The organism is Novosphingobium organovorum (genome assembly GCF_022832435.1).
In the GTDB taxonomy this organism is placed as follows: Bacteria; Pseudomonadota; Alphaproteobacteria; order Sphingomonadales; family Sphingomonadaceae; genus Novosphingobium; species Novosphingobium organovorum.
In genome coordinates this window covers 1-1378 of sequence record NZ_JALHLF010000235.1, presented here as the reverse complement: position 1 = coordinate 1378, position 1378 = coordinate 1, and the positions used below count along the sequence as shown (strand labels likewise).

At 67.7% G+C, this 1378-nt stretch carries 2 protein-coding genes and 1 pseudogene; all 3 read right to left on the bottom strand.

What is annotated here, in order from left to right; all coding sequences use genetic code 11:
• Positions 1-448 (bottom strand): annotated as a pseudogene (locus MTR62_RS20965) (VirB4 family type IV secretion/conjugal transfer ATPase); the annotation flags it as partial.
• Positions 449-464: 16 nt separating this feature from the next.
• Positions 465-746: a type IV secretion system protein VirB3 gene (locus MTR62_RS20960; protein WP_244024593.1), complete on the bottom strand. Its 282-nt coding sequence runs from the start codon at positions 744-746 to the stop codon at positions 465-467.
• Positions 747-755: 9 nt separating this feature from the next.
• Positions 756-1109, bottom strand: a complete 354-nt coding sequence (locus MTR62_RS20955) for a TrbC/VirB2 family protein (RefSeq protein ID WP_244024591.1) — start codon at positions 1107-1109, stop codon at positions 756-758.
• Between the last annotated feature and the right edge of the window lie 269 nt (positions 1110-1378).

Here is a 1378-nt window from a genome sequence, read left to right as displayed (position 1 = left end):
GTCCGCGCAGCAGCCGCGCCAGCCTGTCCGGCCAGCCCGCCTTGCCGCGCGCGGGCCGCCGCACGAGGGTGACGAACTGGTCGTTGACGAACAGCGCGCCCGAGCGCGTGCGCTCACGCCAGCGCGCGTCGATATGCGCGGCGAGCGGATCGTCGAAGCGTCCGTCCAGTTCGATCTCGACCCGGCGGCGGATGACGTGGTGGTAGAGCACGAAACGCGCGTCGAGCGCGGAGCGCAGCAGCACTTCGCGCGTGGCGACATGCGCGTTGAGTTCCTCGGTGTCCGCGGTCTCGAACGCGAAGCCGGGCACCATCAGCGCCAGCATCACCGACCCGTCGCGCAGGCGCACCACGTGCTCGTCGACCAGCGCATCGTACGGCAGCCGGTCACCCGCCAGGACCTCCCTGGCGGCCCAGCCGGTCAGCACGTCCTTGAAACTGCGGCCCATCGTCATTCTCCCGATGTCACGGCGCGTAACTGTTGCAGCCCCAGCGCTTCCAGTTGGCGATGCGCGGGCACTTGCTGACCTTCTTGAGCCACAGGTCGAACACGCGCGGTTCGCGCAGGCACGCCAGATACCCGATCACGTGCATCACCGCGAAGGCGAGCAGCGCGAGGAAGTTCTTGGTGAGCAGGAACACTTCCGTGGTCACCAGCCCGTTGATGATGAAGTAGCTGTAAGTCACCCCGGCGAACATCTGCGGCCGGGTCAGGGCGCGGTGCACGGGAAAGCGGGCGAGCGCCATCGGACGGCCTCAGCCCGCGACCTGCTGGATGCCCGAGACGATCGCGCCCGCACCGAACAGGATGAACACGCCGATGATGACCGTGGCGCCAAAGCGCCAGTTCATCCGGCCGGTCAACATGCCAAAGCCGACCGCGGCGACCGCCATGACCGCGACCGCGGTGGCAACGTTGCCCAGCAGCGTGCCCTGCAGCCAGCCCAGCGCGTTGACGATCGGGCCAGACCCGGCCGGGTCCTGCTGCCCGCCGACCTGCGCGTGCGCCGCGACGGGGGCCAGAAGCGCGCCCACGAGAGCCAGTACGACCGAGAAAAGCTTCGAAATCTTGCCCGAAAGCGAGCGCTCAGCGCCAAATGCAAATGCCATAAATCGAATCACCATGCCCTCTTTACCGGGGCGCAGTGCTGCAACCGGATGACAACCGTGTGACGATCGACCCGCGCGAACGCTCTCTTGCCCCCGCCATCCCCGCCATATTGCCATCTATTGCAGGTTCGTTGCCGATCTGCAGCACTTTATCCGCCCGTGCCAGGCTTATAGTCCAAGATGAAGCGCCCCGAAAGGCGAACGTGACGCCCCGCCCTGCGCCGTCCGGACCCGCCCGCCCCTTACGCGCCGCCGCCCGGACGGCGGGT